We start from the raw sequence: 24,871 nt of genomic DNA, 5'->3' as shown, positions 1-24,871 counted from the left end.
TCACAATAGACCTATAAAAAAGAGACCAGGAACAAACATTATGGTAGAAGCATAATGTTGTCAGGTCTCAATCAATTCTTCAACAGGTTATTAACTTATTTTTATACTATCATAATTTTCAGATTATTAAAATATTTTAGGGGTTATTTGAAAACCATGGCAGCCTTCACAGCCTGTTTCCAGCCGCGATATAGTTTGGTGATTTCCTCTTTTTCCATTGCCGGATCAAACTTTCGGTCCAGGTTCCATTGATCTGTGATTTCACTGGTATCTTTCCAGAACCCTACCGCAAGGCCGGCAAGATAAGCTGCCCCTAGTGCGGTCGTTTCATTCACGACCGGCCTCTCAACTTCTGCTGCCAGGATGTCACTTTGAAACTGCATTAGAAAGCTATTCTTCACCGCTCCCCCGTCAACACGGAGTTTTTTTAGGGAAAGACCGGAATCAGCTTCCATGGCAGTGAGTACGTCCTTTGTTTGATAGGCTAGAGATTCTAAAACAGCCCGGATAAAATGTTCCTTGGAAGTTCCCCTGGTTAACCCGAAAACCGCTCCTCTTACATCGCTGTCCCAGTAAGGAGTCCCAAGGCCGACAAAAGCAGGCACGACATATACCCCATCGTTGCCGTCCGTCCTCTCTGCATATTGTTCAGTTTCAGCGGCATCTTTTATCATTCTCAAACCATCACGCAGCCATTGGACCGCCGACCCGGCAACAAAGATGCTGCCTTCAAGGGCATATTCTACTTTGCCATCATATCCCCATGCAATCGTCGTCAGTAGTCCATGATCTGATTTGACCGCCTTTTCACCTGTATTCATCAGCATGAAACAGCCTGTGCCGTATGTGTTTTTGGCCATTCCTTCTGAAAAACATGCCTGGCCGAACAGTGCGGCCTGCTGATCGCCTGCCGCCCCGGCAATCGGAACTTCGCGGCCAAAGAAGTGATAGGGAGCTGTATGACCATATACTTCTGAAGAAGGTTTAACCTCAGGCAGCATGCTCTGGGGCACTCCCAAGATTTCGAGCAGTTCCTCGTCCCATGTCAATTCGTATATATTATACATTAACGTACGGGAGGCATTGGAATAATCCGTCACATGAGTTTTTCCACCGGACAACTTCCATATCAGCCAAGTATCAATTGTACCGAAAAGGAGTTCGCCATTGTCGGCTTGTGTGCGTGCACCGTCCACATTGTCCAAAATCCATTTCACTTTTGTCCCTGAAAAATAAGCATCAATCAAGAGACCTGTTTTATCACGGAAGGTGTCTTCAAGGCCTTTTTCCTTGAGCTCTTCACATATACTAGAAGTCTGCCGCGACTGCCAAACAATGGCATTATACACAGGTTCGCCGGTTTTTTTATCCCAGACTACTGTGGTTTCCCGTTGGTTCGTGATTCCAACCGCTGCCACCTCTTCAGGTTTCACCGAGGATTCTGAAAGAACGGCCGCTATGACTGCTAGAATCGATCCCCAAATTTCCTTAGGATTGTGTTCCACCCAGCCGGGGTTTGGAAAATGCTGCGTGAATTCCTTTTGTGCAGTATGAACAATTTCACCCTTTTTGTTAAAAAGGATGGCCCTTGAACTGGTTGTCCCCTGATCTAAAGATAATATGTAATTCCCCATGTCTCCCACTCCTTCTTTTAAGTCTCTCTTTACATTCTTATTCAGAATAAGCAGAAAAACTCACACAACTATCGATTCCGATAAACTGTGTGAGTCCTATCTTTCTTTACAAATCCATTCATGTAACTTTAGATTAATAAATAATGGAAACGTTGTCAAATACCTGGTTCAGGTCAATAATACTGCAGGGCTTCAAGTTGAATAACGTGATGGCTTGTGTACCACGTTCAGCCTTTAAAAAGTGTTCTCAAGACATTTTTATGAGGTTTCCCCGGGTTTATGGCCTTGAAAATCTTCCTCTAGACATTTTCCCTCGATTTTCACCGCGTTTTTGGCCTTGAGAACCTCCCTCAAGACACTTTTCATCGTTTTTTACCGCGTGTATGGCCTTGAGAACCTCCCTCAAGACACTTTTCATCGTTTTTTACCGCGTTTTTGGCCTTGAGAACTTCACTCAAGACACTTTCACGAATTCTTACCGGATTTATGGTCTTGAGAACTTCCCTCAAGACACTTTTCATGAATTTTTACCGGGTTTTTGGCCTTGAGAATCTCACTCAAGACACTTTTCGCGGATTTCCACCTGGGTCATGGCCTTGAGAATCTTCCTCAAGACACTTTTCACGAATTCTTATTGGAGTTATGTCCTTGAGAACCTTCCTCATGACACTTTCAAAGGCATTTTACCAGGGGACTTTGCCTTGAACCAAGCTATAAAGTAATTGCCCTTCCATCCTTCTAACAGAAAGCTATTCAAGAGATAGGACGTCCTGCTAAAGAAAAGAACCTATACGTCAGCAGCGTATAGGTCCTGTTTCCCTACATAATCCTTTTGAACATTTTTTCCATTTCATATACTGAGTAGTGAATGATGATCGGACGGCCATGCGGACATGTAAATGGATCTTCTGATCGTCTGAGCTCATCCAGCAGAGCCTGAATTTCTTCATTTTTCAAGTACTGGTTCGCTTTGATGGACGCTTTGCAGCTCATCATGATGGCTGCTTCTTCACGAAGTTTCTTGATATCGACCTTCCTCATATTGAGGAGCTGCTCGATCATTTCATCAATGAGCTCCCCCTCTTGGCCGGCCGGCAGCCATTGAGGGTGTGAGCGGATAATGAAGCTGTTATGGCCGAATTCTTCTAAAAACACACCCACTTTTTCAAGTTCTTCTTTATGTTCAATGATTTTCATATACTCATCCGCAGAATATTCAAGCGTCATGGGTACGAGCATCTCCTGGAGTTCGTTCGCGACCTTTCCGACCTTTTCCCTGTAGTATTCATATTTAATGCGCTCTTGTGCAGCGTGTTGGTCAATGATATACAGACCGTTTTCATTTTGAGCAAAAATGTAGGTACCGTGCATTTGACCGACAGGATATAAAGGCGGAACCCTGGATGATTTCTGTTCCTCTTCGTGCTGTTGTTCTGGCTGGAAATCAGGGGTCTCCGTGTTTACTTCCGGAGAATCCTCATATATAGCAGACATCCCGGAAGTCTCCTCCTCCCCTGCGATGTCATCATCCTGCTTATAAAGCAATTCCATGACCTCTTTAGGCGGAAGCTTCTCCGGTTGATACGAACTTTCCTGCTGTCTCGTTCCATTATTTTGATACGCTCCTGCCTGTTGTACCGGAGCACGTCTGTCTTCCGGTAAGTGATCCAATGTCAACGTTGCCTGTTCGGATTTTGGCTTCACCGGTTTGGGCTCTTTGTACCCGGATGGGATGAGTTCCTTCGTTTTGAATGCATCCCTGATGGCGCCTGATAACAGCTCAAATAGCTCAGGTTCCTTGCTGATCCTGACTTCCATTTTAGAAGGATGGACATTGACGTCAACAAGCAGGGGATCCATTTCGATCGAAAGCAGCACGATCGGATACCTTCCAATAGGAAGCAGGGTATGATACCCTTCACCGATTGCTTTTGCCAAGCCATAGTTTTTTATGAATCTGCCATTGATCATGGTAGAAATATAGTTGCGGGATGCCCTGGTGATCTCAGGGAGGGAAATATACCCCTTTACCGTAAAATCCAAGGAAGACGCTTCAATCTTTACCATTTTTCGTGCAATATTGGTGCCGTAGATGGCCGCCAGCACCTGCCGTACATCACCGTTACCATTGGTATGAAGCAGCGTTTTACCGTTATGGATCAGTTTGATTGACACTTCCGGATGAGAAAGTGCAATCCTGTTGGTTACATCCGTTATGTTCCCAAGCTCTGTATGGATGGTCTTCATATACTTCAAACGTGCAGGTGTATTGAAAAAGAGACTGGACACGGTAATATCCGTTCCTTTTCTGCTGGGGGACTTCTCTTGTGAAATGACTGTTCCGCCCTGCAGCTTGATTTTTACACCGGGCCCATCTCCTGTGCTTGTGTTCATTTCCAAATGAGAAACAGAGGCGATACTCGGAAGTGCTTCACCCCTGAATCCGAGGGTGCGGATACGGAATAAGTCATTTTCATCCTTGATTTTGCTTGTTGCATGCCTGCTGAAAGCTGTAAGGACGTCCTCCTCGAGAATTCCATCTCCATTGTCAATGATCCTGATGGAACCGAGCCCCGCTTCTTCTATATGAATCTCGATGACACTTCCGTTGGCATCAATGGCGTTTTCCAGCAATTCTTTGACGACTGAGGCAGGTCTCTCGACAACCTCACCGGCAGCAATCTTATTCGATAAGGCATCATCAAGTTGAAAAATCTTTCCCATGTTCCCGCCTCCTTATTTTTTCAGTTTCTTTTGCAGCTCATAGAGAGCATTCATCGCTTGTAACGGATTCATCTCAAGAATATTGAAGGATTTCAATTCATCGATAAGCTTTCGTTCCTTTTTGCTTAGATCTGTCCCGCTTTGCTGTACTGATTTTTCCTCTTGGAAGAATGACAGCTGCGCAGGATGATCTTCTTTCATGTTTTCTGACGCTTTACCAGTCGGTTGATAGGAAGACGTTTGTTCAGTTGAAGTGTCATTCTTTTGTTCCAGCTTCCTCAGAATTTCATTTGCCCTGATAATCAGGTTTTCAGGAAGCTCTGCCAATTGCGCTACATGAATTCCATAACTTTTATCCGCTGCTCCCTCTTTGATTTTGTGAAGGAATACCAGATTTCCGTTATGTTCCATTGCACTGACATGGATATTCTTCACATTAGCGAGCTCCTGTTCCAGCACCGTCAGTTCATGATAGTGCGTGGAGAAAAGGGTTTTCGCTTTGATTTTTTCATGGATATACTCAATGATGGCCTGTGCCAGCGCCATTCCGTCATAGGTGCTCGTCCCTCTTCCAATTTCATCAAAGAGAATCAAACTGTCCTGTGTCGCATTGGTAATGGCGTTTTTCGCCTCAAGCATTTCCACCATGAAAGTACTCTGTCCTGATATCAGATCATCTGCTGCTCCGATGCGGGTAAAAACTTGGTCAAAAATAGGCAGGCTTGCCTCTTTTGCAGGAACATAACAACCGATCTGCGCAAGGATTGCTGTAAGGGCCAATTGTCTCATGTACGTACTCTTACCCGACATGTTCGGACCTGTGATCAGCAGAATTTCTCTTTCCTGATCCATGAAGCAATCATTCGGTACATATTCCTGGGCATCCATCACCTTTTCCACAACAGGATGACGCCCATCCTTTATAATGATTTTTCTTTCACGATTAAATGAAGGTTTCACATAGTGCCTTTTCTCACTTACGGTCGCAAAGCATTGCAAAACATCGATTTCGCTGACAATCTTTGCGAGCTTTTGCAAACGAGGTATATATTGCTTGACCGTTTCCCTGATATTGAGGAACAAGTCATACTCCAGCTCGATGCTTTTCTCATCAGCTTGCAAGATCAAAGCTTCCTTCTCTTTCAATTCAGGGGTAATGAAACGCTCAGCATTTGTCAGTGTCTGTTTACGCTCATAGCGGCCATCTTCCAATGAACCCAGGTTCGCTTTGGTCACTTCGATATAATATCCGAATACACGGTTATATCCGACTTTCAGGGAGCGGATACCGGTTCTTTCGCGTTCCTCCCTTTCCAGCTGGGCGATCCATGTCTTACCGTTTCTGCTTGCATCCCGGTATTGGTCAAGTTCATCATGATAGCCATCTTTTATAATATTTCCTTCTTTGATGGATAGCGGCGGTTGATCATGAAGTGAGTCATGAAGCATATCAGTAAGCTCGTCACACGGATCGATGGTTTGCAGGATTTCATCTGCAATATCATGACCCAGTTCACCGATGATATTTTTCAGGAGCGGAATCTGGCCCAGTGATTTTCTTAATTGGATGAGATCCCGGGCATTGACGTTCCCAAATGCGACTCTTCCGGCCAGCCGTTCCAAGTCATATACCTCTTTAAGAAGCTCCCTGATATCTTCACGTTCAAAGAACCGCTCCTGAAGAAGCTCCACCATACTGTGTCTCTTCTCGATTTCCCCCTGGTCAATCAGCGGGCGGTCAATCCAGCGCTTCAGCATTCTGGCACCCATGGCCGTCATCGTTTCGTCAAGAAGCCAGAGGAGTGAACCTTTCTTTCCCTTCGCACGGATGGTTTCCGTCAGTTCCAAATTTCTTTTAGAATAGTAATCTATCTTCATGAATTGATGAATCTGATACGTCTCTACTTTTTGCAGATGATCCAGGCTTCTTTTCTGGGTTCTGAATAAATAATTCAGCAATCTGCAGACGGTTTGTGATAGTTTATCCTGCTTTAACTCGTCAAGAAGTAATTGAAAGTTTTCATGAATTACAACTTCATCTTCAAAAGAAACCGTTACACCTGTGCGGTCAACCAGTTTCTTTTTCAACTCTTCGTTGAACTCGGAATGAACAACCACTTCTTTTGCCCCGATGGTTGCCAGTTCATTAACCGTTTCATCAAAGCTTTCGGACAGTTGAGTGACCTTCGTTTCCCCTGTTGACAAATCACTGTAAGCCAATGCGGCCGTATTGTCATCAAATAGACTGATAGAGGCGATATAGTTGTTCTCTTTATCCTGAAGCCCCTTTCCATCCATCACCGTACCCGGTGTAATCAGCTGAACAACTTCTCTCTTCACGACGCCTTTCGCCTGCTTTGGATCCTCTGTCTGTTCACAAATTGCCACTTTATATCCTTTTTCAATCAGCTGCTCTATATAATTGGGCGCTGAATGGTAAGGTATCCCGCACATCGGGATTCGCTCGGTACTTCCGCCTTCACGGCTCGTTAATGTAATTTCAAGTTCCTGTGAAGCTTTGATTGCATCTTCGAAAAACATTTCATAAAAATCGCCTAAACGAAAAAATAAAAAGGCATCCTGATACTCTGCCTTCACTTGTAAGTATTGCATAATCATTGGAGTGTATGTCGCCATTGGCCAACCAAACCTTTCCGATCTTATCTAGTAATCTACAAACACTAATTATATCACAGCGGGACCTTTTTTTATATTGAAGGAAACAACAGGCAGGAATTGAGATACGTGGAAGGGAAGGCAGAAGATAATACCCAAGATAAGGTTTTTAATGAAACATCAAGCATTATTGATCTCCGTATCTATTCTTGCAGGTAGGTGAGATAGTGAAAGAACAACAATCGTTTAAAAAACAGCCTTATAATGAGAGTCATGTATGATGTAACAGCATGATGAGTATAATTGCATCCAATCCTAATTTATTCCATCAGCGCCATTCAAAGTTTAAAGCCTATCAGGAAAATAGTCTTCAAAAATATAGAAGGCCGTTTCTCAGTAGCGAGAAACGGCCAGCAACCTTCAGTTATACTCCAGGAATTCAACTCTGTTGCCGAAGGGATCGCTTACAAAAATCCTTTTTCTGTCTTCAATCCTGGTGTCTTCCTTCACCTCAAGATTGAACTTTTTAAGTCTTTTGACCAAACTATCAATATCTTGCACTACAATTGCAGGATGTGCCTTTAATGCAGGAGAAAAATCATCTTCCACTCCGATATGTATTTCCTGGCTGCCGCATTGAAACCAGCAGCCGCCCCCGCTTTGCAGCTTCGGAGGTTTTTCCAATTCTTTCAAACCAAGAATTTCACCAAAAAAAGTCCTTGCCTTGTCTTCAGATCCTTTAGGTGCTGCCAACTGAACGTGATCGAGGCCTGCGATTTCAAATCCCATACTATCCCTCCTCCTTTTCTTCTACTCAAATTATCCATGCTTAAGAAATGTTTTTCAAGAATTAAAGAAAACCTGCATTCGTATAGTTTGTTGCTTTCGAAAAAATCCAAAGGGCTGGATTTTCCCCCGGGGTACAAGGATTTGTCTAACTGAATAGGGTAATTAACTCTTTTCCTTCTTGCTTACCAGTGTAAGTTCTGTGATGAATCATGGCTATATCTCTTGAACTCCATATTAAATAGCAACATAGTTTTTGAAACGCTGTTTTCGTATATAATGTTGCTCTCGGAAAAATCCAAAGAGCTGGATTTTTCCCTTGGAGACAAGGGCTTTTTTCTCTGAAAAAGGTGAATTAGCTCTTTTCTTACTTGTTAATCAGGCTATTCCTGGTTAATTAAGTAGATTTTTTTAAAATTTGTTTTAAATAGCAACAATGTTTACGAAAAGAGCCTTTTGAAAAGAGCCTAAAGAAAAGGACACGGCTGCCTCCCGTATCCTGTACCATTAAAAAAACTAGGAAGAGGCCGTCTTCCTAGTCTACGTTATTCTTCGTCAAGCCCTTCCAGGAAGTCCGGGTTAAGCTCTTCAAAATCGTCATCGTCGAAGTCGCAATCCCAGTCATCATCGCAGCCATTCGGATTAACCAGGACACAAACCTTTGTTTCCCCGATAACTTCGACTTGGAATTCCCGCTCTACATGTACGATGATCTTGTTGCCGTTTGGTGAAATAACCGCTTCCACGCAGTTAGGCTGCTGCAATACGATTGCATTTACTTCTTTATCATCTAAGCAGTCAGGATCACGATACTTCAACTTGATGACATCGCAGTATTCCACTCTCTCTGTAACTACGGAAGTCTTCCGATTGTCATCATGGGAATACCAGACGTTGATTTCGTAGAAGCCTGAAACTTCGACTTTTTTGCCGACTTTGTGTGCTTCGTACGTGTGATTTATGATCCAGCAGCCTAAAATGCTCGATGGATGATGCGGCGGGCTAATCGTATGATGGGATTGTGTGAATTTGCGTCCCTTCGCTACGACCGCTTTGGTAATGATCTCTCTGTATTCTGCCATTCGAGCGTACCTCCTCATTCATTTTCAATTCATCTTATGCGGGCGTCTAGACGTTTGTGCGAGTATTTTAAGATTGGTGACAAATTAGTTTCGAGATAGTTCATTGTATGCTCAAAAATAGTGAATGTTCCCATTTTCCCGATTGCATGAAAACTGGGCAATCGAAATTTCAAAAGAGAAATTCTCATAAAAAAAGGATTTTGCATCCGTTATATACTATGATGGTAAAAGGAAAAAAGACATAAGTTATCAGGGGGGATTGGTTTGTTACATAAAGGATCAAGTGCATATGAAGAAAAAGAATTCTTTGAGAGCTTCCTATCCAGGAGGCAGCGAAAAGAAAGTCCGAACAACGCTATGGAAAAGCCGGTTATTATTGATCTTCTCGGCAATGTCCACGATAAAAATGTACTGGACCTGGGTTGTGGGGATGGAGAGTTCAGTCATGAAATGCTTGACGCCGGCGCCCGCCACTATTCAGGAATTGATGGCTCGAAAAATATGGTGGAGAGTGCGGTTGCCAATTTTCAGTCTGATGGGGCTGATTTTCAGTTAAGTGACCTTGAAAGTTTGACACTAGAGGCAAACAGGTATGACTTGATTGTGTCACGAATGGTTCTTCACTATATTGAAGACTTAGACCGCCTGGTAAGTGAAGTGTACACTGCTTTAAAACCTGGCGGCGAGTTTGTTTTTTCCGTTATGCACCCGGTCATTACAGCAACGTTTAATCACTTTTCAGGAAAAGAAAAACGAAGCCACTGGGTTGTGGACAACTACTTTGAGACCGGGGAAAGAGTCGAAGCGTGGATGAGTCATTCTGTTGTAAAGTACCACCGAACCATTGAAGACTATATATCGTTGGCTCTTTCGGCAGGGTTCAAAGTCAGTAACTTAAAGGAAGCCGCACCTAAGAAAGAAGCCTTCGCTGATGATGGAGAGTACGAACGGAGATCCAGAATACCTCTCTTCCTCATATTGCATCTTCAGAAATAAAAGGCTTTTCACAGTCTTCAATTCATGCTTAAATGGAACTACCTCCTCTGGAGGAATATAAGTATGAGGTGAGGAACAATTGGCGAAAAGCAAGGCTAGAAAAACCCGCGACCATTTGCTGAGAACATCTGGCAGAGATGTAACCATCCTAAGAGGATGTGATGCCGAATTCAGTACCCACGAAAGAAAGACAATGACAAAAAGTGAAAAACTGCAGAAATCTCGAACGAAACATAAAAAGCGCTATCTTCAAAATCAAAATCGTGAAGATGCGCTTTTTTTTATTGTATAAAAACAAAAAAACTGACTCCCGAATAAAAGGAGCCAGTTTACAAGGATTAGCAGCTGCCAGGAGTAGAGTTCTTTACATGTGAACCTGTTTCCCCTCTTAACAGATCTCCGCCCGTAGACGTCAAAATTTGGTCTGTAACAGTATTGGAGATTGTAGATGCAACGATTTGCAGAAGGTCGTTTACATCAACTTGGGATTGCTTAAATTCCTGGACAACCGGAATAGCATCAATGTCTTCTTCAAGCTTTTCAATTTTGGCTTCAACCATTTTCAATGCTTCTGTTTTACCATAGTGTTGGAAATTAACTGCCTGTTTTTGCAAACTTTTGATGCTGGCAATCATTTCACGAACTTTTTGATTTTCATGAATCTGCGCTTCTGCACGTTTGAAAAAATCAACTTCCTCAGTTTCTGCGATCATGTTAGCGAGCTCAGATGCTCTTTTCATAATATCGTCTTTTGTATATTTTGCCATATTACTTCACCTCTGCTGCTTCTTCTAGGAATTCTGAACCAATTCGGCCTTCTTCAACCATTTCTCCGTTGAGTGACCAGGATTTTGTATCTGTAATCTTAACTTTCACGATTTTTCCGATTGCCGTTTTAGGAGCTTTAAAGTTTACAAGCTTGCTGCGGCGTGTGTATCCGGCAAGGATTTCAGGGTTTTTCTTACTTTCCCCTTCAACAAGCACTTCAACTATTTTACCTTCATACTTTTTAAGCGCTTCTCCTGAGTATTCATTAACCAACTGATTCAGGCGCTGCAAACGCTCTTTTTTCACTTCCATCGGCACGTTGTCATTCATCTTCGCCGCAGGAGTTCCTTCCCTTGGTGAATAGATATACGTATAGGCAGATTCAAAGCCGACCTCACGATATAATGAAAGTGTCTCTTCAAACTGCTCGTCTGTTTCATTTGGATACCCGACGATGATATCTGTCGTCAAGGCAACATCCGGCATAGCCGCTTTGATTTTTCCTACAAGCTCAAGGAATCTCTCACGGGTATATTTACGAGCCATTATTTTCAATACAGCAGATGATCCGGATTGTACTGGAAGATGGATATGTTCTACTAGGTTTCCTTTTTTCGCAAGAACTTCAATCAAATGGTCATCGAAATCGCGGGGATGACTGGTTGTAAAACGGATGCGCGGGATATCGATTTTGCGAAGCTCATCCATCAAGTCTCCCAATCCATAATTCTCAAGATCTTCAATATCCTTACCATATGCGTTCACATTCTGGCCAAGAAGAGTGACTTCCTGGTAGCCCTGTGCTGCAAGGTGACGGACTTCCTGAATAATCTCTTCCGGTCTTCTGCTTCGTTCTTTTCCTCTTGTATAAGGAACGATACAGTATGTGCAGAATTTGTCACATCCGTACATAATGTTCACCCATGCCTTAATGTTTCCGCGGCGTACTTTCGGCAGATTTTCAATGACATCTCCCTCTTTGGACCAAACCTCTACCACCATGGCTTTGGACATGTACGCATCACTAAGGATGTTCGGAAGGCGATGGATATTATGGGTACCGAAAATCATATCTACCTGATGATACGTTTTCAGTATTTTGTTAACGACTGATTCTTCTTGTGACATACACCCGCAAACGCCGATAAGAAGCTCAGGCTTTTCACGCTTCAGGTGCTTTAAGTGCCCCAATTCGCCGAATACTTTGTTTTCAGCATTCTCACGGATGGCACAAGTATTCAGAAGGATGACGTCAGCATCGTCAGTACTATCTGTCGCTTCATACCCGAGAGCCATGAAGATTCCTGCCATGACTTCTGTATCATGTTCATTCATCTGACAGCCGTATGTGCGAATGTAAAACTTTTTGTTATCGCCCATTCCCCGGAATTTCTCATCAATTTTGAAGTCATTGTGGTACTCGACTGACTCTTTCCCACGCTTTTTGGCGTCTTTCAGTGATGGAGGGATATATACACTTTGGAAGTATTTTGAATAGTCTTTTTCTGTCTTTTTATCTTTCGTCTCGGCCGCTTGCTGACCGTGTTTACGTTGCTCTTCATTCATTTGAAATTTGACTCCTTTCCTGCTATTGCTCAAGACTGCGTTTTGCAGGCGTGAAAGATAGCCGACGCATGATCAGAACGATTATGTTATCCGCTTTTTCTATTATAAAAATACTAATAGTTTTTTACAAAAGGATTGCACGTTAATCTAGTATAAAGCTTTTTTGTCCCTGATACAATAGAAGCATCCAGTTGTTGCAAAAAGTTCATTAATGCTTTAAAGCGCTAAGAGGGACAGTCCCTCTTAGCGCTTTAAAGGGATAAAGAAATGAGAGCCCGCCACTTCGGCGGACCCTCTGCTTCGTTATGCTTACTCAGGCAATGTTTCAAAGAAATTCTCAAACAGGAATTTCTTAACCTGTCTTTCGTTGTAATTCTTCTGTAGTGCTTCAACTAAGTTGTCGTAATCCCGGTAACTGGACAATCCTTCTACCGTTTGGGAAATACCGTCAAAGTCCGAACCAAATCCTACATGATTTTCGCCGCCTAACGAACATACATGATCCAGGTGGCGAAGGATATCGGAGACATCTGCTTCACCTGACTGATTTAAAAATGGCGGTACAAATGTTAAGCCCATCACTCCACCTTTATCCATCAACGCCTTGATTTGATCATCTTGAAGGTTTCTTGGATGCGCACAAAGACTGAACGCATTTGAATGGGAAGCTATCGGATACGCTGCAATTTCAATGGTATCCCAAAAGGAGCGCTCGGATAGATGAGACACATCTGTTAAGATTTTATGATCATTCAAGAATTCAACTGTTTCCCTTCCAAACTTTGTCAACCCTGCCGCTCTCGGTTCCAGTGCCCCATCTGCGACTGCATTCGCCCAGTTCCACGTCAAACCTACAGCCCTGACGCCGAGTTGATATAATGTGTGCAGTTTGACAAGGTCCTCTTCAATCGCCTCACAGCCTTCCAGCGTAAGCATCGCGCCGATTTCATCTTCTTGTAAATCGGCAATGTCCTTCTTGGAACGGACCATTTTCATTTTCGGATTGAGACCAAGGACTTTTTTATGGAAGACCTCCACCATTTCCAAAGCCGCCTGGAAACGCTGGCCAGGTTTTAAATATGACGGCAGGTAGATGGCAAAGAGCTGCACTTTGCTTCCTGCCTGCTTTAACTGAGGATATGTAATATGTAAATCGGTCTCACTCTGAAAGGAAACATCGTCCTTGTAATGGTGAAGCTTTAAAAGGACATCGCAATGGCCATCAAATATCATATAAAAACTCCTCTCTTGTATTGATTAGTCTTTATATATACTTCTTGGAAAACCATTAAATTCCTTTACTCTTTATAAAAATAGTAGACTAAAAGAGGCTGTCCCATACAATATAGCGGACAGCCTCTCTTATGTTCATCTAGGTTCAATGATCAACTTGATAGCCGTGCGCTCTTCTCCGTCAATCTGGATATCAGTGAATGCAGGAATGCATATAAGGTCTACCCCGCTCGGAGCGACAAATCCCCGCGCAATGGCAACCGCTTTAACAGCCTGATTGAGGGCCCCCGCCCCGATGGCTTGTATCTCTGCTGCCCCTCTCTCACGAAGAACTCCGGCAAGTGCACCAGCTACAGAATTAGGATTAGATTTTGCTGAAACTTTTAATATTTCCATTTCTTTTCCTCCTTGTCATTTCCCCATACCGAATGTTCAAAGCAAAGAACAACCTGGTATTAACGATTCCACTGCTACTATATTCACGAAAAAGGGAAATCATTCCCGCTTGGCCCAAAAAAGGAGTTGACAAGCATAAAAAGTGGAAGCGGCCGTTCAGCGACGTACAGATTTCAGGGCGCTCGCATGAGATAAAGGAATCACGAAGAGCTGTAGCGTAGCTCTCTAAACTGAGTGATGAAAAGATCTTGATGACTTATCGCAAAGGAAGGGGCGGGGAAGTCCGCTAGCCATTCCAGCAAGGATTCGCAAGGGAGAAACAGAAATCTACTAGGAGCTGGAATGACAAAAAGTGGAGGTGGCCGATTATCGGCAACGGATTGTTTGAAGTACATCCAGCCAGCTTCGGCAATGGCTTTTTTCACCCCACTAATCTACATCCTTATAACAACCCTATGACTACTCCGATCTTACACAACACACCCATCGACAACCTCATAACGGCCTTTTGACTACTCCGATCTTACACAACACACCTATCGACAACCCCATAAATGCCCTTTGACTACTCCGATCCAGCACACCCTACCAATCGACAACCTCATAACAACCCTATGACTACTCCGATCTTACACAACACACCCATCGACAACCTCATAACGGCCTTTTGACTACTCCGATCTTACACAACCCACCTATCGACAACCCCATAAATGCCCTTTGACTACTCCGATCCAGCTCACCCCACCTATCGACAAACCCATAAATGCCTTTGACTACCCCGATCCAGCACACCCTGCCAATCGACAACCTTATAACAACCCTGTGACTACCCGGATCTTACACAACACACCCATCGACAACCTCATTACGGCCTTTTGACTACTTTGGTCTAGCATACCCCTCCATAAGACCCCATAATAGCTGCCAGAGATCCCTCGGGAACCACCTACAGAAAATAAATAAGAAAAATCCTGTCCTTATCGCCACAAAATAGAAATTGCCCTTTATAAAAAAGCAAAAGAGCCCTTAATAAATGGCTCTTTCGCTTTCTCTTTACTATTCAGATATAAAGGGATGATCATCATTAATTAATATCCGGTCGATACTCTTGGCCATACCTGTTTTTTCATTGATTTCAATGATCACACCGCTTAAGATTTTTCTGCCTTTGCTTGGCACTTCAAAACGCACCGGAAGACTAGTCCTGAATTTGTTGATGACTGATTCCTTGTTCATGCCTAGAATTTCATCATAAGGTCCCGTCATCCCCACATCCGCGATAAAAGCAGTGCCATTTGGCAAGACCCGGTTGTCGGCTGTCTGGATATGTGTATGGGTCCCTACTACCGCAGAAACCTTTCCGTCCAGGAACCAGCCCATTGCCTGTTTTTCACTCGTCGCTTCTGCATGAAAATCAACAAAAACAAAGGGAGTTCTTTCTTTTGCCTGTGCAACCAGTTTTTCCGCTGCTTCGAAGGGACAATCCAAAGCAGGCATGAAGGTCCTTCCCTGAAGATTAATGACTGCAGTTTCAAAGCCATTGATATTGATAAACGTTATACCGCTTCCTGGAGTTCCTTTTGGATAGTTAGCAGGCCTTACCATTAACTTCGTATTATCGATGAAATCAAAAATTTCTCTATTATCCCAAGTGTGGTTTCCCATTGTAATAATATTTGCTCCATCATTCAGAAAGCGTTTATAGATTTTTTCAGTTATCCCTCTTCCGCCAGCGGCATTTTCTCCATTCACAATTGTAACAGAAGGACGATACTTCGCTTTCAGCTTTGGTAAATATTCAGAAACCATTTCGCGGCCCAAGGACCCTACAACATCACCTATAAATAAGATATTCATTTGCAAACCCTTTCTCATTCAGCATTTCTCATATTTTATCATAGCATATACCAAAACTCATACTTTAGCCCTTTACCGCACTAAGAGGGACTGTCCCTCTTAGTGCGGTAAAGGAATAAAGCGGCCAACGGGCAAAGAAAAAGCGGTGTGAAAATCACACCGCTTTACTTCGCGTATTCAACCGCTCTTGTTTCCCGTATGACCGTGACTTTGATATGGCCTGGATAATCCAGTTCTTCTTCAATCCGTTTACGGATGTCACGTGCCAACCGGTGAGCTTCCAGATCATCAATTGATTCTGGCTTCACCATGATACGAACCTCTCTACCTGCTTGAATAGCAAATGACTTCTCAACACCCTCGTAGGATTCAGAGATGTCCTCAAGCTTTTCCAAACGGCGGATATAGTTCTCAAGTGTTTCACTTCTGGCACCTGGTCTTGCGGCTGAAAGTGCATCAGCTGCAGCGACAAGTACTGAAATGACGGATGTTGGTTCCGTATCACCGTGGTGGGAAGCGATACTGTTGATGACAACCGGATGTTCCTTATACTTGGTAGCTAATTCAACACCGATTTCTACGTGGCTTCCTTCCACTTCATGGTCAATCGCCTTACCGATATCATGCAGCAATCCGGCACGACGGGCAAGCGTTACATCTTCACCCAACTCTGCAGCCAGCAATCCTGAAAGGAATGCCACTTCCATTGAGTGCTTCAAAACGTTTTGACCATAGCTTGTACGGAATTTCAATCGACCTAGAATCTTGATTAAATCTGGATGGAGCCCATGAACCCCAACATCAAATGTTGTCTGTTCACCAATTTCACGGATATGTTCATCCACTTCCCGTCTTGCTTTATCGACCATTTCTTCGATACGGGCTGGATGGATACGTCCGTCTTGTACCAGCTTTTCAAGCGCAATTCTTGCAGTTTCACGTCGAATTGGATCAAACCCGGATAAGATAACCGCTTCTGGCGTATCATCAATAATTAAATCGATTCCAGTAAGCGTTTCTAATGTACGAATATTACGTCCTTCACGACCAATGATGCGACCTTTCATCTCATCATTCGGAAGGTTTACAACAGATACCGTCGTCTCTGCAACGTGTTCTGCTGCACAACGCTGGATTGCAAGTGAAAGAATTTCTTTCGCTTTCTTGTCAGACTCCTCTTTCGCACGAGTTTCATTTTCTCTGACCATCAAGGCGATATCATGAGAAAGTTCATTCTCAGTACGGTCGAGGATAATCGCTTTTGCCTCATCACGCGTAAGTGCAGAGATGCGTTCCAGTTCGGTCTGCTGTAGTCGTATCATCTCGTCCACTTTGCTTTCCATCTCTTCAATATGTTGTTGTCTTTCGTTTAGAGCAGCCTCTTTTCTTTCCAGCTGAGATTCACGCTTATCGAGCGTTTCATCTTTGCGGTCAAGGTTCTCTTCTTTTTGCATTAAACGATTTTCCTGCTTTTGCAATTCATTTCTTCGTTCACGAAGGTCATTTTCCATATCAGTACGAAGCTTATGATTTTCATCCTTTGCTTCTAAGAGCTTTTCCTTCTTCAGAGCTTCTGCCTCGCGCTTTGCATCTTCAAGAATCTGCTCTGCAGAACCTTTAGCTCCCGCAATCTTTGCTTCAGCAATGGATTTACGAATAAAATATCCAACAACTACACCGACGATTAGGCCAAGCAAAATGGAGATGATTGTAATGAGTTCCATCATTTCACCTCCCCTTGCTATGAACTTTTGTCATGTCTTTTACATGTCGGCTTGTACATTGTTTCCAAAGGTTTCAATATACAGCGCTAGGCTTTCAAATATTAACATTCGAAAATTTGTAAAATATACATGTTAATTTTAAATCTCAGAATATTCATTGTCAAGGGGCTGAGACCTTTCCCCCTTGATTCGTCTGCATTTTTTCGGTTTTATCTTGTTTTTTAACGAGAATATGAAAAAAGAAGCAGAGAAATGTCCCCTGCTTCCTGCAAAGCCTTATTCGTCCAGCAGCAATTCATCTTGACCTTCTTCCGTTTCAGCCCTGCCTGTATCCAAACCATAATGGTCACGGATTTTCTGCATGATTTCATTACGGATTTCAGGATTTTCCTTCAAGAAAATTTTAGCATTTTCCCGTCCTTGACCAAGACGCTCTTCATTATAAGAATACCATGCACCGCTCTTTTGAACGATATCAAGCTCAGATCCCATATCGATGATTTCACCTTCTCTGGAGATCCCTTGACCGTACATAATATCAACTTCAGCAACCCTGAATGGCGGAGCCACCTTGTTCTTTACTACCTTGACTTTAGTTTTGTTACCTACCATTTCATTTCCTTGCTTAAGTGTCTCAGCACGACGGACTTCAAGACGGACAGAAGAATAGAACTTCAACGCGCGTCCACCAGGAGTAGTTTCCGGGTTACCGAACATGACACCGACTTTTTCACGGATCTGGTTAATAAAGATTGCAATTGTTTTAGATTTATTGATTGCACCTGAAAGCTTTCTGAGGGCCTGAGACATCAAACGTGCTTGAAGACCAACGTGAGAGTCACCCATCTCGCCTTCAATTTCAGCCTTAGGCACCAATGCAGCTACAGAGTCGATAACAAGGATGTCAACCGCACCGCTTCGAACAAGCGCTTCAGCAATTTCCAATGCCTGCTCACCAGTATCCGGCTGGGAAAGCAGAAGTTCATCAATGTTTACACCCAGTTTTTGTGCATAGACAGGATCAAGGGCATGCTCAGCATCGATAAATGCCGCTTGGCCTCCCTGCGCCTGAACTTCAGCAATTGCATGAAGGGCAACTGTTGTTTTACCTGAAGATTCCGGTCCGTATGTTTCAATGATTCTTCCGCGCGGATATCCGCCCACTCCGAGGGCTACATCCAATGCCAATGAACCACTTGGTATTGTTACTATATTTCTTTCAGTCTGTTCTCCCAATTTCATGATAGAACCTTTACCGAATTGCTTTTCAATTTGTTTAAGTGCCATGTCTAAGGCAGCTTGACGATCGCTCACAATATTTCCTCCTTTTAATCTCTTACATATATAGAAAGACAATATAGCAATTTATGAACTGCTTGTCTCATTTCAACAACCTATCTCTACTATAAACCTTTTTGTTCAATTTAACAAGAGAAAAATCGAACATTCATTCGGTTTTTTTCTCTGCCAATATTTATTCATTTCCCTTCAATGCTCTATAAAATTTATCGTTTTAAAGATTGGATCGATTCAAATAAGCTTTTTCCTTTTTTTATCTGACAATGTGTAGTTGAATGACACCAAGATCGGCGCCTATAACAAAGTCATTTTATAGTGATGCCTATGATCTCTTTATCAACCTTTACAGAAGAGGAGGTAAGACGAAGGATAGACCCGCCGCTCATGCAAACCAAAAGCCAACAGAACAACCTGTTGGCCTTATAATGAATTATCCGTTCTCTCCCTTTAACTCTTTCAATAGGAAATGGCATCCGTATTTGACTGTCCTTGCACGATTACCGTTTCTCGTCCCTGCCAGGTTGAGGAGGAATGTTTTTGTTTTTTCACCTTTTCGGGCAATACCGATCCATATCGTGCCTTCGTCTTTTCCTTCGTGAGGACCAGGGCCGGCTGCGCCAGTGAAACTAATGCCGATATCCGAATCGAACATTCCCCTTACGTTTTCAGCCAATTCCCTTGCACATGGTTCACTTACTGTGCCATGGATGGCAATGGTGTTTGGGGAAACATTCAGTAGTTTCTTCTTAATTTCAGTTGAGTAACAGACAATGCCCCCTTTTAAAATGGAGCCTGCCCCTGAGATGGAGGTCAGCTGAGACTGAAACAATCCTCCTGTCAGACTCTCTGCGCAGGCAATCGTCAACTCATTCTCTTTCAGTGCATTCGAGGTCTCTTCCATCAAGGTTGTATCATTGTATCCATAGAAATATGGTCTTGCTCTTTTGAGGATTTCACCTTCCAGTGTATCAAGCATAGTCTCTGCCTTCTCTTTGGAAGCATCTTTAGCCGTTAATCTAAGCGTAACTTCGCCGTCTGAAGCAAGCGGTGCAACCGTGGGGTTCGATTGAGCTTCAATCAGGTCCATCAGTTCAGTCTCAAGCTCTGCTTCGCCTATGCCGAAAAATCGTAAAACTCGGGATGCAATGGTCTCTTGTCTTCCCAGCGCTTTTTCAATTGAAGGCCTTCCATAATTTTTAAACATTGGGATCATTTCAGATGGCGGCCCTGGAAGCAGCATATATTGGCGCGTTGCTTTCACAAGGAACATGCCCGGTGCCATACCCTGGTCATTTTTGAGCACCTCGGATCCTTTCAGGACCACTGCCTGCTTCTCATTATTAGGAGTCATCTCTCTCTGGGCCCTTTTAAAATAGTCTTTGATATATTTCAACGCATCTTCATCTTTTTCTAACTCAGTGTCTAAGTGTTTTGCAATTGTTTCTTTAGTCAGGTCATCTTTTGTCGGTCCGAGACCTCCGGTGAAAATAATTAATTGAGCCCGGGACTCAGCAATTTCAATAGCCTTTTTCAGCCTTTCTGGGTTATCGCCGACAACTGTATGAAAATATACATTGACACCTATTTCAGCGAGCTGCTCTGATAAAAACTTTGCGTTTGAATTCACAATTTGCCCTAGCAGCAATTCTGAACCAACGGCAATGATTTCTGCATTCATACCTTTATCCCCTTTATTTCATACATTTTGATTTCTTACAATAAATTATAGGCTTTTTGCCTTGATACCACAAAAAAGAAGCCCTAAACCTTCTTAGAAGATGGTCCGGGCTTCTTTTTGACTAAAGTTTATTTGGAGTTCACAAATGCCTGGCGGTTTTTATAGAAGTAATCCCAGCCTGACCAGACGGTAATAAGCATGGCGACCCATAACGCAATTGTGTCAAAAGGGAAGGAAATGGCTTCAAAAATGATATTGTGAAGCAGCAAAGAAGAAATGGCAATGATTTGTGCCCAGGTTTTGATTTTACCCAGCATGTTGGCCGCAACCACTTCCCCCGTTCCTGCTAATACCAATCTCAATCCAGTTACAGCAAATTCTCTGCTGATAATAATAATGACAATCCAAGAAGGTGCAAAGCCCATCTCCACCAGTACGATAAGTGCTGCTGATACAAGCAGCTTGTCTGCGAGTGGATCCAAAAATTTTCCCAGATTGGTGACCATATTCAATTTGCGGGCATAGTACCCATCAACCCAGTCTGTTGTAGAAGCAATAATAAATAAAAGCCCCCCTGCAAAATGTGTCACAGGCATGTCTGCCCCCAGAATAGAGATGGTGCCCCATTCAAATGGGTAAAGCATGATAATCATGAATAACGGAATCAAAAAGATTCTTGACACCGTAATTTTATTTGGTAAATTCACTGTTACTACCTCCTCGAATCATAACAAAACAGAATAGTCACATAGTGACTATTCCTGGGCAGAACGCCTGATGATGATGTCCTGTCTTACAACTTCTGTTGGTGACACTTCATAATTGAGTTGTTCGTCGTTCACCAAGATGTTCGCTGAAGGAGCATTTCCGACAACGATAAAAACTTCCCCGCCTTCTGTCAGGTCGAAAATTTGAGTATCTCCCTTATACATCATACCTGCAAAAAGCGATTCGTCTTTTGAATTAGTAACCTTAATCCAAGTATCCCCAGTTGCTGAAATTTCCAGATTAAAGACTTTTGTATTTTTCAATTCATAAGTAGTTTCCCTTCCACTTACGTTTGCTACAGTAATTTCCTGAGCAGGCTCCTCAGCGGACTCCTCCGTATCTTCTTCATTTGGTTCCGCTTCTGAGCTGTCTTCAGAATCGCTTCCGGCATTGGTGGATTCACCTGTATTCTCATCCTCATTCTCTTCTTCAGGCTGCTGAACTTCATCAGATTCTGAATAATCCACACTCTCTTCCTGAGTATCATCTGTTCCTGCATTATCATTGCCGATTTGATTCGGCAGTAAATACCACACCACAAAAATGGCGCCGATGACAAATAGGGCCACAAGAATTCGTGGAATCACATTCATCATTTTAGATGAGCTCTGAGAGACCGGCTTCCTTGACTGCACTCTCGAAAGTTCCGGAAGGTCTCCCGTATTGGTCACCGGAATGTCATTTGAGTACTCATCAAAGATCATTTCTGGATCTAAGCCGACCGCTTCAGCATACTGCTTAATAAAAGCCCTGACATAAAACTTGCCGGGCATCATCTCATAATTTCCTTCTTCAATCCCCATCAGATAGCGTTTTTGAATTTTGGTCATACTCTGCAAATCATCAAGGGAATATCCTTTAGCTTCACGAGCTTCTCTGAGCCGTGCTCCTAGTTCAGTCAAAACAAACACCTGCCAATTTTAAAAATCGAATCCTCCAAAATCAGAGTTTTGAAAGAAGTTGTTCTTTTCTACCAAGTCATATGTAATTTCTTCGTCAGGGTCATTTCGAAGTTCGATGATATAGTCGAAGTCATCCAATGAGTACTCAGAATTCTGCACAAAAATGTCTGGATGTTCGATTACTTTGACTGCAGAAAGCCTCATTATTTCCCTGACCAAAGACCAATGTCGTTCATTTGCTCTTCTAGTAGAGACAATGCCATCGATAAGAAAGATATTTTCAGAAGAATATTCATCATCAATTAACTGGCTGCGAATCGTCTGCTTCAATAGAGTGGATGAAACAAACAGCCACTTCTTATTGGCACAAACTGAAGATGCCACAACCGATTCGGTTTTACCTACACGCGGCATACCTCTTATCCCCACAAGCTTATGTCCTTCCTGCTTAAAGAGCTCTGCCATGAAATCGACCAATAATCCAAGTTCGTCCCTGATGAACCTGAACGTCTTCTTATCATCTGCGTCTCTCTGGATATAACGGCCATGCCTTACTGCAAGTCGGTCCCTTAACTTGGGTTCCCGAAGCTTTGTTACATTTATCGTATCCATTGTCTGCAATATCGATTCAAGCCTGGTGATCTGCTCATCGCTGTTGGCCAAAAGCAGCATGCCCCTGCGCCCTTCATCGACACCATTAATCGTGACAATATTAATTGAAAGCATGCCAAGCAATGAAGAAATGTCACCAAGGAGCCCTGGACGGTTTTTTTGAATTTCATATTCCAAATACCATTCTTTTCGTTCCATAAGATCCCCCCGAAAGTTAAAAGTGACATTTACCATTCGGCAAATTTTTACATAACCACTGATAATTAGAGTGGTTATGTCATGTCTCGTTAGCTTCTATAATATATGATTTTCGGTTATTAGAAAAGGAAAACCTTACAAATGAGCCTAATATTTAGATATTTCATTTTCATCTTACCCTTAAAAGTGAAAATCAAATCATTTTACTGCACACCCTTAGGTTTGTAAGGGTTTACACTAGAAGAACTTACATTTTATTTAAACGGCATGTGAAAGAGAGGAGTTTTATATAGTTGTAAAATTCTTCGACTGCTGAGGAACTTTCTTTAATTAGTCTGATTGAATGCAAAAAGAGAGGAACTAAGTCCTCTCTCAGCGAGTGCCGTCATTCTTAACCAATTTGACCATCATATTGGCAATTGCATGCTGCTCTTCACTCGAAGCAACTGACCACAGGTCTGCTAACACTTTTTCCTGCTCATTTTTAGGCTCTACTTGGTTTGCCAGGTAGTCACCCACTTGATATGCCAGGTCAGAAACTACTCCGCCCTGCATTCCTTCTTTCTGAGCTTGGTTTAGACGGTCACCCAAAAAGTTTTTCCAATCTTGCCAGTTATCCAATACAGACATAAATGGAGCCTCCTTAGAAGTCATGCATTATTTCAGGCCTTATTCTGCAGTTTAAAAGGCCTTGCTTGCATTTCTTTAGTGAAATACAAACTTAGTTTGCATCTTCATGAGGAAAATATTCATCGTCCTATACATTTATCCTGTATCCACTAAACAGTCCTTTTCTCTTGTGATTGCGGCCTGGTAGGGGGCACTTGTACTTCTTATTTGGTACCCTTCATATATGATCACAGCGTTCTAGGAGCACGATTGATCGCTAATTGTTACCCTCCACTTATGATTACAGCCTTCTAGGGGCACGATTACCCGCTAATCGTTACCCTTCACTTAAGACCACAGACTGCTAGGGGCACGATTACTCACTATTCATTACCCTTCACTTATGATCACAGCCTTCTAGGGGCACGATTAACCGCTAATCATTACCCTTCCTTCACTTTAGACCACAGACTGCTTACTCGCTAATCATTACCCTTCACTTTAGACCACAGACTGCTTACTCGCTAATCATTACCCTTCACTTATGATCACAGACTGCTAACAGCACGATTAACCGCTAATCGTTACCCTTCACTAGTGATCAAGGCCGAATAAGGGCCCATTTTAACACATCAGGTATACCAGCCTCCATTGACCGATATCACCTGGCCAGTAATGTAGGAAGCCTTTTCAGAAAGCAGGAATTCAATCGTATCCGCCACCTCAATGGGCTCGGCCATCCTTCCCATTGGGATTTCATCTGCGATCAACGTTAATTCTTCCGGTGAAAAGCTGTTCATCATGTCAGTTTTCACTGCACCGGGAGCCACCGCGTTAACACGGACGCCATTCCTGGCCAACTCTTTACTTAATGATTTTATGAGCGCGATTTGGGCACCCTTCACCGTGGAATACAGCACCTCACATGCAGCACCAGTTTGTCCCCATATCGAGCTGACCAGCACAGCACTTCCAAAGGAACTGTTTAGTAACTTCGGCAGCAGTCCTTGCAAAATCTTCATGGGTGATTTAACATGCAGATTCCACATATCATCCATTTCTTTGTCCCCTATTTCTTGAAATAGCCCATACAACGGCTTTCCGCTTGCATATACGACAGCATCCACCTGAAAGACTTGGGAAAGAAGCACTTCAGCCCCATCTCCAGCGGTTAAGTCTGCTTTCACAGGTATGAATTCTCCTTCAAATCGTCCAAGAGCCTCCATTAGCTCCCTTACTGCCTGATCATTAGAATGATAATGCAGATAAAGGCTCCAACCCTGTTCGGCTAATGTGGCAGCAGTCTGCCTCCCAATCCCTCCTGAGGCTCCCGTTACCAATGCAAATTTCCTCATGTTTTCCTACTCCCTTTTCCTTAATTTACAAAATAAAAAAGGGGATTACTCCCCTTTTTGGCTGC

The 24,871-nt window shown here is 43.0% G+C and carries 19 protein-coding genes; 1 reads left to right on the top strand and 18 read right to left on the bottom strand.

All coding sequences use genetic code 11. The features are described from left to right. Positions 1–143: 143 nt before the first annotated feature. The 5 genes from glpK to V1502_RS07700 all read right to left on the bottom strand — a co-directional run bounded on the left by glpK (position 144) and on the right by V1502_RS07700 (position 8,842). Positions 144–1,634, bottom strand: coding sequence for a glycerol kinase GlpK (gene glpK, locus V1502_RS07720; RefSeq protein WP_409253778.1), 1,491 nt, complete (start codon positions 1,632–1,634; stop codon positions 144–146). 819 nt (positions 1,635–2,453) lie between these two features. Then, positions 2,454–4,358: a DNA mismatch repair endonuclease MutL gene (mutL, locus tag V1502_RS07715; protein ID WP_409253777.1), complete on the bottom strand. Its 1,905-nt coding sequence runs from the start codon at positions 4,356–4,358 to the stop codon at positions 2,454–2,456. A gap of 12 nt (positions 4,359–4,370) precedes the next feature. Further along, entirely contained in the window at positions 4,371–6,995 is a 2,625-nt protein-coding gene (mutS, locus tag V1502_RS07710) for a DNA mismatch repair protein MutS (protein WP_409253776.1), read from the bottom strand. Positions 6,996–7,394: 399 nt separating this feature from the next. After that, a complete protein-coding gene (locus tag V1502_RS07705; RefSeq protein ID WP_409253775.1) occupies positions 7,395–7,763 on the bottom strand; it encodes a VOC family protein in 369 nt (122 codons plus the stop codon). 542 nt (positions 7,764–8,305) lie between these two features. Beyond that, positions 8,306–8,842 (bottom strand): outer spore coat protein CotE, encoded by a 537-nt coding sequence (locus V1502_RS07700; protein ID WP_409253774.1) that lies wholly within the window; start codon positions 8,840–8,842, stop codon positions 8,306–8,308. A gap of 264 nt (positions 8,843–9,106) precedes the next feature. Here V1502_RS07700 and V1502_RS07695 point away from each other — a divergent pair, with 264 nt between their 5' ends. Continuing rightward, entirely contained in the window at positions 9,107–9,838 is a 732-nt protein-coding gene (locus V1502_RS07695; RefSeq protein WP_409253773.1) for a class I SAM-dependent methyltransferase, read from the top strand. Positions 9,839–10,176: 338 nt separating this feature from the next. On the opposite strand, the gene V1502_RS07690 is transcribed toward V1502_RS07695, so the two are convergent. The 13 genes from V1502_RS07690 to ymfI all read right to left on the bottom strand — a co-directional run bounded on the left by V1502_RS07690 (position 10,177) and on the right by ymfI (position 24,806). After that, complete coding sequence (locus V1502_RS07690; RefSeq protein WP_409253772.1) at positions 10,177–10,605, bottom strand: RicAFT regulatory complex protein RicA family protein; 429 nt, start codon at positions 10,603–10,605, stop codon at positions 10,177–10,179. A 1-nt stretch (position 10,606) separates the two neighbouring features. After that, positions 10,607–12,172, bottom strand: coding sequence for a tRNA (N6-isopentenyl adenosine(37)-C2)-methylthiotransferase MiaB (gene miaB / locus V1502_RS07685; RefSeq protein WP_409253771.1), 1,566 nt, complete (start codon positions 12,170–12,172; stop codon positions 10,607–10,609). 309 nt (positions 12,173–12,481) lie between these two features. Next, complete coding sequence (locus tag V1502_RS07680; protein ID WP_409253770.1) at positions 12,482–13,405, bottom strand: dipeptidase; 924 nt, start codon at positions 13,403–13,405, stop codon at positions 12,482–12,484. A 135-nt stretch (positions 13,406–13,540) separates the two neighbouring features. After that, complete coding sequence (gene spoVS, locus V1502_RS07675; protein WP_119116493.1) at positions 13,541–13,801, bottom strand: stage V sporulation protein SpoVS; 261 nt, start codon at positions 13,799–13,801, stop codon at positions 13,541–13,543. 1,059 nt (positions 13,802–14,860) lie between these two features. Further along, positions 14,861–15,661, bottom strand: a complete 801-nt coding sequence (locus V1502_RS07670; protein WP_409254304.1) for a TIGR00282 family metallophosphoesterase — start codon at positions 15,659–15,661, stop codon at positions 14,861–14,863. A 164-nt stretch (positions 15,662–15,825) separates the two neighbouring features. Continuing rightward, positions 15,826–17,388: a ribonuclease Y gene (rny, locus tag V1502_RS07665; protein ID WP_409253769.1), complete on the bottom strand. Its 1,563-nt coding sequence runs from the start codon at positions 17,386–17,388 to the stop codon at positions 15,826–15,828. A gap of 273 nt (positions 17,389–17,661) precedes the next feature. Next, complete coding sequence (gene recA / locus V1502_RS07660) at positions 17,662–18,699, bottom strand: recombinase RecA (protein ID WP_409253768.1); 1,038 nt, start codon at positions 18,697–18,699, stop codon at positions 17,662–17,664. 415 nt (positions 18,700–19,114) lie between these two features. Continuing rightward, positions 19,115–20,362, bottom strand: coding sequence for a competence/damage-inducible protein A (locus V1502_RS07655; protein ID WP_409253767.1), 1,248 nt, complete (start codon positions 20,360–20,362; stop codon positions 19,115–19,117). A gap of 128 nt (positions 20,363–20,490) precedes the next feature. Continuing rightward, on the bottom strand, positions 20,491–21,069 hold the full coding sequence (pgsA, locus tag V1502_RS07650) for a CDP-diacylglycerol--glycerol-3-phosphate 3-phosphatidyltransferase (protein ID WP_409253766.1): 579 nt from the start codon (positions 21,067–21,069) through the stop codon (positions 20,491–20,493). Between the two features lie 48 nt (positions 21,070–21,117). Then, a complete protein-coding gene (locus tag V1502_RS07645; protein ID WP_409253765.1) occupies positions 21,118–22,032 on the bottom strand; it encodes a helix-turn-helix domain-containing protein in 915 nt (304 codons plus the stop codon). A gap of 18 nt (positions 22,033–22,050) precedes the next feature. Continuing rightward, complete coding sequence (locus V1502_RS07640; RefSeq protein ID WP_409253764.1) at positions 22,051–22,842, bottom strand: DUF3388 domain-containing protein; 792 nt, start codon at positions 22,840–22,842, stop codon at positions 22,051–22,053. A gap of 372 nt (positions 22,843–23,214) precedes the next feature. Then, positions 23,215–23,472 carry a DUF3243 domain-containing protein gene (locus V1502_RS07635; protein ID WP_409253763.1) on the bottom strand — a complete coding sequence of 86 codons (258 nt, stop codon included), beginning with the start codon at positions 23,470–23,472 and terminating at the stop codon, positions 23,215–23,217. 611 nt (positions 23,473–24,083) lie between these two features. Next, positions 24,084–24,806 carry an elongation factor P 5-aminopentanone reductase gene (gene ymfI, locus V1502_RS07630; RefSeq protein WP_409253762.1) on the bottom strand — a complete coding sequence of 241 codons (723 nt, stop codon included), beginning with the start codon at positions 24,804–24,806 and terminating at the stop codon, positions 24,084–24,086. Positions 24,807–24,871 lie beyond the last annotated feature (65 nt).

Source organism: Rossellomorea sedimentorum (assembly GCF_046237645.1).
Classification (GTDB): domain Bacteria; phylum Bacillota; class Bacilli; order Bacillales; family Bacillaceae_B; genus Rossellomorea; species Rossellomorea sedimentorum.
Note: the sequence above shows the minus strand (reverse complement) of the source record. Positions and strands in the feature narration are given on the sequence as shown.

What these genes read in the sequence shown, in the direction of transcription:
- V1502_RS07670 (WP_409254304.1), bottom strand. Translation starts at nt 15,661, where the DNA reads ATGAATATCTTATTTATAGGTGATGTTGTAGGGTCCTTGGGCCGCGAA.
- mutL (WP_409253777.1), bottom strand. Translation starts at nt 4,358, where the DNA reads ATGGGAAAGATTTTTCAACTTGATGATGCCTTATCGAATAAGATTGCT.
- V1502_RS07700 (WP_409253774.1), bottom strand. Translation starts at nt 8,842, where the DNA reads ATGGCAGAATACAGAGAGATCATTACCAAAGCGGTCGTAGCGAAGGGA.
- mutS (WP_409253776.1), bottom strand. Translation starts at nt 6,995, where the DNA reads ATGGCGACATACACTCCAATGATTATGCAATACTTACAAGTGAAGGCA.
- V1502_RS07705 (WP_409253775.1), bottom strand. Translation starts at nt 7,763, where the DNA reads ATGGGATTTGAAATCGCAGGCCTCGATCACGTTCAGTTGGCAGCACCT.
- V1502_RS07635 (WP_409253763.1), bottom strand. Translation starts at nt 23,472, where the DNA reads ATGTCTGTATTGGATAACTGGCAAGATTGGAAAAACTTTTTGGGTGAC.
- spoVS (WP_119116493.1), bottom strand. Translation starts at nt 13,801, where the DNA reads ATGGAAATATTAAAAGTTTCAGCAAAATCTAATCCTAATTCTGTAGCT.
- rny (WP_409253769.1), bottom strand. Translation starts at nt 17,388, where the DNA reads ATGATGGAACTCATTACAATCATCTCCATTTTGCTTGGCCTAATCGTC.
- glpK (WP_409253778.1), bottom strand. Translation starts at nt 1,634, where the DNA reads ATGGGGAATTACATATTATCTTTAGATCAGGGGACAACCAGTTCAAGG.
- ymfI (WP_409253762.1), bottom strand. Translation starts at nt 24,806, where the DNA reads ATGAGGAAATTTGCATTGGTAACGGGAGCCTCAGGAGGGATTGGGAGG.
- miaB (WP_409253771.1), bottom strand. Translation starts at nt 12,172, where the DNA reads ATGAATGAAGAGCAACGTAAACACGGTCAGCAAGCGGCCGAGACGAAA.
- V1502_RS07690 (WP_409253772.1), bottom strand. Translation starts at nt 10,605, where the DNA reads ATGGCAAAATATACAAAAGACGATATTATGAAAAGAGCATCTGAGCTC.
- V1502_RS07680 (WP_409253770.1), bottom strand. Translation starts at nt 13,405, where the DNA reads ATGATATTTGATGGCCATTGCGATGTCCTTTTAAAGCTTCACCATTAC.
- V1502_RS07655 (WP_409253767.1), bottom strand. Translation starts at nt 20,362, where the DNA reads ATGAATGCAGAAATCATTGCCGTTGGTTCAGAATTGCTGCTAGGGCAA.
- V1502_RS07640 (WP_409253764.1), bottom strand. Translation starts at nt 22,842, where the DNA reads ATGGAACGAAAAGAATGGTATTTGGAATATGAAATTCAAAAAAACCGT.